6 protein-coding genes and 1 pseudogene are annotated in these 9,990 nt (G+C 40.9%); 4 read left to right on the top strand and 3 right to left on the bottom strand.

Features of this window, described 5'->3' with window-relative positions:
• The first annotated feature begins 238 nt into the window (after positions 1-238).
• The 3 genes from CDG77_RS31985 (at position 239) to CDG77_RS31975 (ending at position 3,598) form a co-directional block, all read left to right on the top strand.
• A complete protein-coding gene (locus CDG77_RS31985; protein WP_094333231.1) occupies positions 239-850 on the top strand; it encodes a hypothetical protein in 612 nt (203 codons plus the stop codon).
• A gap of 520 nt (positions 851-1,370) precedes the next feature.
• Positions 1,371-2,207, top strand: coding sequence for an LssY C-terminal domain-containing protein (locus CDG77_RS31980; protein WP_094333230.1), 837 nt, complete (start codon positions 1,371-1,373; stop codon positions 2,205-2,207).
• A gap of 290 nt (positions 2,208-2,497) precedes the next feature.
• Complete coding sequence (locus tag CDG77_RS31975) at positions 2,498-3,598, top strand: AI-2E family transporter (RefSeq protein WP_094333229.1); 1,101 nt, start codon at positions 2,498-2,500, stop codon at positions 3,596-3,598.
• Between the two features lie 211 nt (positions 3,599-3,809).
• On the opposite strand, the gene CDG77_RS31970 is transcribed toward CDG77_RS31975, so the two are convergent.
• Positions 3,810-4,328, bottom strand: a complete 519-nt coding sequence (locus tag CDG77_RS31970; RefSeq protein WP_190234125.1) for a hypothetical protein — start codon at positions 4,326-4,328, stop codon at positions 3,810-3,812.
• An 855-nt stretch (positions 4,329-5,183) separates the two neighbouring features.
• Here CDG77_RS31970 and CDG77_RS31965 point away from each other — a divergent pair.
• A complete protein-coding gene (locus CDG77_RS31965; RefSeq protein WP_094333228.1) occupies positions 5,184-8,921 on the top strand; it encodes a beta strand repeat-containing protein in 3,738 nt (1,245 codons plus the stop codon).
• Positions 8,922-9,185: 264 nt separating this feature from the next.
• On the opposite strand, the pseudogene CDG77_RS31960 reads toward CDG77_RS31965, so the two are convergent.
• Both CDG77_RS31960 and CDG77_RS31955 read right to left on the bottom strand, forming a co-directional pair.
• Positions 9,186-9,461 (bottom strand): annotated as a pseudogene (locus tag CDG77_RS31960) (hypothetical protein); the annotation flags it as partial.
• 250 nt (positions 9,462-9,711) lie between these two features.
• The coding region (locus CDG77_RS31955) for a hypothetical protein (RefSeq protein ID WP_223270092.1) at positions 9,712-9,990 on the bottom strand (279 nt) is incomplete at its 5' end.

Below are 9,990 nucleotides of genomic sequence, written 5' to 3'. Positions count from 1 at the left end.
CGACGGCTGCTTCTCCTTCCCCCTCCTCACAATGATTATCATTCTTGTATTTGGTGATTTTATTGCTTGGAAGTCCCTAATACCAATTAAGTTAGCTCACCTTGTTGCCCAACAATCTGAGCGGGCGATCGCATTGCTTGCCGGCGGCGATCGCTTTCGGGTTTATACAAAGTAAGTAACTCAAAGCCAAATATATACATACTACAGTAGTAGATTAGCTAGCTCTTGTAGAATTGCAATGTCAAACCCGTACAGTAATAAAAAAAAGATTCGAGGTTGGAAAAAACAGGTTAGAAAAATTAACTATTGGAAGAATTACAATCTCACCCTAGATGTAACCAAATTGCACAAGTCTCAACGAGATTATGTCAAGGTCGCTATTGACCCCTGGCATCGCTTAGTAAAAAGAAACCCTCCCATTTGGTACAACCGATTAATACTAGAGGCTTTAATAGAGATTTATTTAAATTGGCATAAAACACTTCAGGAGTCGGGAGAGCCTTTTTACTTGAAGATATGGTTGTTTGACCATCATTTTATCAACTCTCAAGTTGTAGCAGCAACTGGAGATTGGATTGTTGGATATAACAATACTTTTATAAAGAGCAATGAAGCTAGAACGTTTACATTTGAAAAATATAAAATTCACAACTTCAGTCTCGAAAATTTTCAGTGGGAACTCCACGTTGAAGAGAATTATTTTTATGAAAAGATTGACCAAATAAGTGAAGCAGAAATTAACAAAATCAAACAAAAAGCTTACAGGTCAGGTTTTCTCCAGAATGGTGATAGGTACTTTGCTATTAAAACAGGAGATGTTTGGATTGGAACGTTACACACGCTATATTAGGGCAACCATCAAAACTGTTTATGGTAGACGCTCTGCGCCATCGCTTGACTACCTATTAAATTACTTTGCTTGCCACTTTACCTAATGCTGTCTGCAAACGAGTGGTAAATTCAACAGGAGCGATGTCTGCGTCAGGTTACTCCTGAGTTTTCCTCACTTGATTGGGGCGATCGCTCTTTTCCGTTTCTTAGAGGAAACCCTTAACACCTAAAATACTGGTGTGGTTAATCACTACCAGATTGTCTTGGAGAAAAACTTAGTGGTAAATTTTGATAAGCGATGCCCTTCGGCGCAGCGTCTCCAAGAGTTGGGCATCGCAAAAAGGTAGTTCAAAAATCTAGCTAAAAGGCTTGAAAAGCATATCTGTCATTTAGGCTTTTCTGTCAATGCGTAAGTCATAAAGATTTATCAACAGGCAAAAGCCAAAATGATGAACACTTCCAAAGTTTTTTAAAAACATTGTTTCTAAGGGTGCGATGATTAATTAAATAAGGAAATATAGCTTGATCGCCGGGTTCAAATGCAACAAGCCTCTAACTCAAATAGTGATGAACGCCCAAAACATCGACATTGGTTTTGGTATATTTTTGGGACGTTAGTTGGTTTATTCGGCCTATATGCACTGGTGAGTTATGTCGTTTTACCAGCACTGTGGCATCACTACGAACATAACCCCAAGCTGGAACATTCTCCGAAAACGACGCAAACGGCAGAAGGGATCTCTGGAGATCCTTTGAATATTGGATTTGTCGGTACAACAGCAGAAGTGGTGCAGGCGCTACTGGCAGCAGGCTGGCATCCAGCAGACCCGATTACCTTACGCTCAAGTGTTGGAATTGCTAAAAGTGTTCTCTTCAAGCATTCTTACCCAACTGCACCTGTAAGTAATTTATATCTGTGGGGACGCAAACAGGATTTAGCTTTTGAACTACCTATAGGAAACAATGCCAAAACTAGACATCACGTTCGCTTGTGGCAATCAAACAACCTGAATGCTGATAGTAGACCCCTATGGCTAGGTTCAGCAACATTTGACCAAAGCGTGGAACTTAGCCACCGCACAGGACAGATTACTCACCATATTAATGCAGACATTGATGAAGAAAGAGATAACGTAATTAAAAGTATTGATTTGACACACCAGATTGCCCAATTATATCAAGTCACAGGTATAGGGGCCACATGGGTTGGTCGGAACGGAGGAGGTGACAGATATTATACAGATGGCGAACTAACTATTTGTGTACTTTCAATGAATAATATTGCTCAAACAAAACCATCAACTTATTCACCATCACCAGAGCCTGTTAAGTTCAAAAATCAACTGTGGTCATGGCTGCGACACTATTTTAAATAGCTCAACTCAAGAAAACAGGATAATTTTATGCAAATGCACAAAATGTTAAACTTATTTTTCAAGAAAGATAATTTAAATTTCTAGACCTCTGTGAGGGTAAATAGAATAAAATTTTAGCTAGGAAGTAAAATATCTGAACAAATTAAAATTGACTTGACTATATGGGCACAAACAAGAGAGAAAAACGAGACTTGTGTTAATCAGGCTTACAGTTACTCTTAACAATAAAAATTATGCGCCATCCCAGGCACTAAATTTGTAAAATTAAAACAGAAGAATAAGTGATAGTAATGGCGAATCCCAGAGATACAGAGAATGGATGGTCGCAGTTAACTCGCGGTGCGCCATTGGCAGTAATGGTAGCGGTGGTACTCTATATTTTATACCAACTTTTACCAGTATTAGAACTTTTAGTTGTTGCAGCATTGATTGCTTTAATTTTACGAACCCTATTAAGGTTTTTGCAAAAGTTAGTTAAATCACAGGATATTGCTGTTTTGTTACTAATTGGATTAATCATCGGATTTGTTGTGGTATTAGCTACTGTAGTCCTACCTAGTGTGACATTTGAATCTCAAAAATTAATCAAAACATTACCAACTTATCTCAATAGATTAACAGGAGATGTTGAGCAACTGCGTCAGAAATTTGCTTTTATTCCTGACATTTCCCAAGCACTAATACAATTACGGAATTTGACCGACCAGTTATTAGGGGGAGTACCAGTTTTCTTAGGTGAAGCTTTGAGTTTAACCGTAGAGTTGGTAGCAACATTAATTTTAGCGCTTTACATGGCTTACGATCCTAATTCCTTAGTGAAAGGGATTTTAAGATTAGTCCCAAGGCGACATCACCATCGGTTTCAAGGAATCCTTAAGGCTTGCGAGACAAGATTGCGAGGCTGGATTTTTGGGACAGGAATAGCGATGATATTTCTGGGAGCTGGAGCAACGTTTGGACTTTTGATTTTGGGGATTCCGTCAGCACTATCATTTGGGATTATTGCAGGTTTATTTGAAATAATTCCTTACTTTGGTTCGGTGATTGGTGCTTTTTTACCAGCATTAGTAGCATTGAGTATTTCACCGCTAAAGTTAGTATTTGTGTTGATACTTTTCTTTGTAATGAATCAAATAGATGCCCATGTTGTTCAGCCTTTGGTGATGGGTCAGCAAGTTAATATCCATCCAGTGATGGTGATTGTGACATTTTTGGTAATGGGTAAGCTATTTGGATTTATTGGTGTGCTACTTGCCGTGCCTGCGGCAGCAGTGATAATTACGCTGATTGATGAGTTTACTCCGTCAGAAAACCTGATAGAGTCAGTCGGAGTTGAAGCTGGAATAGATGTTCAATCGAACGATATTACTCAAGATCATAACCAAAGTTGAAAATCGAAGAAAAAATCAGCATTTACTGTTTGATTTCCTTTCCAAGACTCAAAATGAGCGCTTAATATTTTCGCAACAAGTAATGATAAGAATGTAGATTATATTGAGAATGGAACCATCTTATGGCTTAGTTTGTCGCCATAGGCATACTAATCTGAGGAGATGAGTTTTTCGATTAGTTCTATAACACCATCGCCTCGACTACCATAGCCTACGTCGGTAGGCAAAAAATCGAATCACGTTCATCATCAACAGGCACAAACCGATAAACGCACTCCCGATTTTCATGCTTACCCAACCGACCGATATAATCGAGTTTCAAATCAATCTTGGCAAGTAATTTCTGTGCGATCGCTATGGAAGTAAGTTTTTCTGAGATAGTCACGTGAAGATAATTTTTGATAACATACCGATGCTTTAGTGCCAGTGCTTTAAATTCCTGCATTGCCTCGTCAGAAGAACGCAGTTGCTCCCCAGGCGTGAGCAACTGCAACAGATTCAGTTCTTCTAACAACAGTACAGCAGGTAACATCTGCCCCTTGTTAAAATCCGGTTTCCAAATCGAATTCTCTCGCGCCTCTAACTGCGCTGCTGCCCGTTTTGCATCACGGTTGGTCAGAAACTCTGGCCCCAGCGTCAAATAATAGTGCATTCGCAATTGAGGATACCAGCCATCGTCATCTTTCTCGACCAAATCAGCAGTTACGTCAATTTCATAGCGACGGGACAATTCTGCCTTGCGTTGCTGATGTCGTTCGGTTTTCGTTTTCGCCCGTTTGTCAAGGAGCTTCTTGAGTTCAGCCCCAGAGAGTTCAACAGAATTAGCGATGCCAAAGGCTGGCTACGCCTGACACTCAGCATTATACAATTCCTGACTAGCCGCTTTAAACAACTCGATTTTTTGAGGCAGAAGCAGTAATGTCTGCACTCGCGAATTTTTTGGTTTACAGATGCTATACCAATTGGTAATAGCCTTTAGCAAGAGGAAAAGACGACGCATTGATAGTGCATAAACCAAAATATTTTTACGTAAATTTATCAGTAAATAATGTGAAGAATATGCAAAGATGTGTCTGGAAGCAAAGACATCTAAGTAAATACGCTAGTATATGGTCAGTGTTAGGTTATTGAGATGTTCTGTATTCTCAAATTAAACATTTACGCATAATTGCCCATAAGGAGAGTATAAAACTATATTTATAAGCCAGAGTTAACTATTGACTATTTTCTCTTCTGGTAGGATTTAGGCACTGGTAAAAAACTAAATATGAAGGCTGGATTTTTGATGCTTGTTCTTGTGCCTGAAAACAGCACTATAGTGGTGTGCAGTTCAGTGAGATACAAAAACTTTGCTGAAATGATTTGACAGTAAGGACTTTGATGTTCTCATACAATCGATAACCGCTAGAACGCGACTTAAACATTTTTGAGGCAGAAACAAGCTTAAAACCCATGCAAGGCAAGGAAAATACACATTTGCATACAGGTTTTCGGCTCTTTTCTGGCTACTTTTTGTTTAAGTCCCACTAACAGCTCTCTTCAAAACTGAAATTACTGAAAAAATCGATTGAGGTAGGTAAAAGTTATGGCAAATATCATTGGAACCACGAGTAACGATACCCTATTCGCCAATAGCAACGACATCTTGACTGGTGGAGGTGGTAACAACACTTACAACTTCAGCTACGATAGTAAATATAGTATCACCGATTTTGGTGGAGTTGGTAAAGGTGTAAACCCCTCAGCAGCAGTCATTGCCGAAGTAGACACCCTAAATTTCGATGGGTATGGCTTTACTGCTCGAAATCTAGTGCTGACCCAGAATGGCAGCAATCTAGAAATCACCTTTGACGCGGAGGATAGTCCCAAAATCATCCTGCAAAACTTTGCTTTAGAAAACCTGGATAACCTAAGCTTATCTACAGGAGCCACTGTAAACTTGCACAATATCCTGTTTGATGGGCAAACTACCATTACTGACAGCTTTGATGTCTTCAATGCCAACTCCACTCAAAGCACTATCTTCAACTTGAACACAGTCACCTTCCTTAACGACCTGAACAATAATGTTAACGGCTTTGATAACTCAGATGATGTCATCAATGGTCAGGGGGGTGATGATCTTATTGACGGCAAAAGTGGCAATGATTTACTGCGAGGTGGTGCAGGTAATAATACTTTGATAGGTGGTGTGGGCAATGATGTCTTGAATGTTGAATATTCAACAGGCAACAACATCCTCAACGGTGGCAGTGGTGACGATTACTTGGATGCTGGGGCAACATCCGGTAATAACCTGCTATTTGGTGGTGATGGCAATGATACTCTCTCCACCTCTTACGTTTCTCAAAACTCTTATAATTCTACAGCCTCATCAGGCAATAACACCCTCAACGGTGGCGCTGGTGACGATTACTTGGATGCTGAGTCTCCACAAGGTAATAACCTGCTATCTGGTGGCGATGGCAATGATACTCTCTCTACTTCTGGTGTTTTTACTTATAGAGCAGCTCCTAATTTTGTCTCATCAGGGAATAACACCCTCAACGGTGGCGCTGGTAACGATTACTTGATGGCTGAGGGTTCATCAGGCAATAACCTGCTATCTGGTGGCGATGGCAATGATTATCTTGATATCTCTAGTATTCCCACTTACTACGATGGTATATTATTGTCTTCAGGCAATAATACTCTCAACGGTGGTGCTGGTGACGATACCTTGAGGGCTGAGGATTCAACAGGAAATAACTTCCTCTTTGGGGACGATGGCAATGATTCCTTCTATCTAAATTTAGAGAATCAAACGGTAGATGGGGGTAAGGGTGACGATTTGTTGTCCGTTGATTACAGTTATTACAGCGCTGCTACAGGAGGGATTACAACGACATTCAATCCTATTACTAACACTGGCTCAATTACGGTCGGCACCTATCGGGTTAATTACAAGGATATCGAACGATTAAATATCTCAGGTACAGGTTACAATGACAACATTGTGGGGAACAGTGGCAACGATACCCTCTCCACGGGCAATGGTGGCAGTGATACCATAGATGGGGGTGAGGGTGACGATGTACTGTCCGTCAATTACAACGGTAGTGCGGCGATCGTAACAACTTACAATGCCACTACTAACACTGGCTCAATTAGGTCAGGTACGAATCAAGTTAATTATAAGAATATCGAACGATTAAATATCTTAGGTACAGATTACAATGACTTGATTGTGGGGAACAGTGGCAACGATACCCTCTCCACGGGCAATAGTGGCAATGATACCATAGATGGGGGTGAGGGTGGCGATGTACTGTTGGTCAACTACAACGGTAGTGCGGCGATCGCAACAACTTACAATGCCACTACTAACACTGGCTCAATTAGGTCGGGTACGAATCAGGTTAATTACAAAAATATCGAACGATTAAATATCTTAGGTACAGATTACAATGACTTGATTGTGGGGAACAGTGGCAACGATACTCTCTCCGGGGGCGTTGGTAATGATACTCTAACTGGTGGCGCTGGTAATGATGAATTTGTTTACAACAACGATATTTACTACAACAAAAATACTGATACTATTACCGATTTCGGTGGTGTGGGTAAAGGCTCAAATCCCTCAGCAACGGTCATTGCCTCTGTAGACACCTTGCAATTTACAAGTGATGGATTCACGGCTCAAAATCTGCAATTAACTCAAAATGGCAACAACTTAGAAATCACTTTTGAAAATCTCGCTAATAGCAAAGTCATTCTGCAAAACTTCAAATTAGAAAACCTGGATAATTTACCAGCAACTTCTTCACGACCTGCTATTGGCAATATCCTCTTTTCTGGTCAAACTAGTGTCACTGACAGTTTTGATGTGTTTGATGCAAACTCTACTCAAACGAACCTGTTCAATAAGAACACTGTTACTTTCCTGAATGACCTCGATAACAATATTACAGGTTTTGACAACTCTAATGATGTCATCAATGGTCAAGGGGGTAATGACATCATTGACGGATTGAGTGGTGATGACATCATTAGAGGTGGTGCAGGCAATGATACTCTGATTGGTGGTGCAGGCAATGATACTCTGATTGGCGGTGCAGGCAATAATATCCTTGACGGAGATGCCGATGACGATATTTTGAATATTAGCGGTTCAATAGGTAATAACACACTACTTGGAGGTGCTGATGATGATCGCTTGAGTGCTAATGCTTCAACAGGCGATAATCTGCTCTCTGGGGGTGATGGCAATGATTCTCTTGACATCTCTGGCAGCTACATCAACAGACCTAGCTACTCCTCCGACTCTCGCACCACAGGTAATAACACACTACTTGGAGGTGCAGGTAACGATACCTTGTCTGGTAGCGGTTCAACAGGCGATAATCTGCTCTCTGGAGGCGATGGAAATGATTCTCTTAACATCTCTGGCTACTACTACTCTTCCTTTAACTACTCCGAAGATTCTCGCTCTACAGGTAATAACACACTACTTGGAGGTGCAGGTAACGATACCTTGTCTGGTAGCGGTTCAACAGGCAATAATCTGCTCTCTGGGGGCGATGGCAATGATTATCTTGACATCTCTGGCAGCGACCCTACTCTTTCCATAGTTAATAATACCCTCAACGGTGGCGCTGGTGACGATACCTTGGATGCTACCAATGCAAAAGGTAATAACCTCCTTTCTGGAGGTGATGGCAATGATTCCTTCAATTTAGGCATCACATCCTCAGGTGATGTCCCCTCTGATTTAGCGACTCAAACAGTAAATGGGGGTAATGGTAACGATTTGTTATCCATGTATTACTTTAATGCTACAACAGGGATTACTTCGACTTTTAATGCTACTACTAACACTGGATCGGTTACGGCAGATACGTATCTAGTTAATTACAACAATGTCGAAAGATTAAATATCATCGGTACAGATTACAATGACTTGATTGTGGGGAGCAACGGCAATGATACCCTGACAGGTGGAAAGGGTAATGACAGCCTAATTGGAGGGAATGGGACTGATACCTTTGTTTTCTATAATTACAATGAAGGTGTTGACGATCTTTATGACTTTAACGCCACTAATGACTTGATTCAGATATCAGCTGTTTATTTTGCTGGCGGGTTATCATCAGGTTCACTTTCAGCTAATCAGTTTACCATCGGAACATCTGCAACAACAACCAATCAACGATTTATCTACAACAGCGCTACAGGTGGACTGTTCTTTGATCTTGATGGCAGTGCGTCTGGGTTTACTCAGGTAAAATTTGCACAATTATCTGCTGGATTGTCACTAACCGAAAACAATTTTGTGGTTGTTTAATCTTTATTGGCGCTCTAGAATCACCAACCGCTAGGGTTTGCGGGGTGTTATTTTTCGCATCTCGCAAACGATAGTGGCAATCGAATAGCACTTTCATAAAGGTAGCTTTCTTGCCAACTCACTCAAGGTGTGGACATCTCCTATTTTGATTCTGTGCCGAATAAATCAAACCATCTACTCACTCCACTGCGGGGCATCTGTCACCAATTGATCTCAGATCCATAAAGACCCGCTTGCGCCATTGGATGATTCTGACTTTTCCCGTTAAGTCTCTCTCGCAAGCTGCCAGCCTTCACAGAGGTCGTGCAATTTTAACCAACCTCGCCACAGTACCTGGATACCAATAGGAGTTTTATGTCGATGTTCAAGATATCCTCCAAGACGAGCGATCGCTTCAACAGCCCAACTAACTGTTAACACTTTGGGTGGTTTAGGCGATTTTGCTGTCAAAATGCGGAGTTGAAGGGGGCTAAGAATTTCAATCGCTGGGGCTAAAGGTTGGTTACGATGTAGATAGGTCAATTGCAACAGTTCCACAGCAATCCAGTCCAACATGATTTGTCACCTTTAGCACCCAATTTTAATTACTTTACCTTTTCCTAAATCCTTAGTGAGTAAGCCTTTCGAGACTTAACGGGAAAAGTCAGATATAAGAAACTCTTAAGTTTATCGAACAGAATTCAGGAGTCAGAATACAGGAAAGGTATTCTGTGCGAGTAGCGGATAAAGAAAGCGCTATCGTGCGATCGCTTGACTTACGCACTATAGAGGCAGCAGTGCCATACTTCCCTTACAACTCAAAATCAAGAGTGAAGGTTTGGTCATCAGAATCCTCTTGGTTTTCGATAATAGATGGCTCTTGAGTCCTTGAAGAGAGTTTGTTATCTTCAGTATTAATCGGGGTGAAAGCTACTTGTTGTGTGGGAAATGCACCCTTTCTGAAAGCAAAATAACAATCAATGATAAAGTAAAGTGTCTCTAAGTAACTTTTACCTAGTTGCTGTGATTCGGCAAATATCCGCTCTCGGTAGCTATCTTTGATCCGAACTTTTTCTGGGGTTAAGTCAAG

Source organism: Nostoc sp. 'Peltigera membranacea cyanobiont' 213, from assembly GCF_002245975.1.
GTDB lineage: Bacteria > Cyanobacteriota > Cyanobacteriia > Cyanobacteriales > Nostocaceae > Nostoc.
Note: the sequence above shows the minus strand (reverse complement) of the source record. Positions and strands in the feature narration are given on the sequence as shown.

Bases quoted from the DNA above. Each gene is read 5' to 3' on its own strand.
- CDG77_RS31965 (WP_094333228.1), top strand. From the start codon at position 5,184: ATGGCAAATATCATTGGAACCACGAGTAACGATACCCTATTCGCCAAT.
- CDG77_RS31975 (WP_094333229.1), top strand. From the start codon at position 2,498: ATGGCGAATCCCAGAGATACAGAGAATGGATGGTCGCAGTTAACTCGC.
- CDG77_RS31980 (WP_094333230.1), top strand. From the start codon at position 1,371: ATGCAACAAGCCTCTAACTCAAATAGTGATGAACGCCCAAAACATCGA.
- CDG77_RS31985 (WP_094333231.1), top strand. From the start codon at position 239: ATGTCAAACCCGTACAGTAATAAAAAAAAGATTCGAGGTTGGAAAAAA.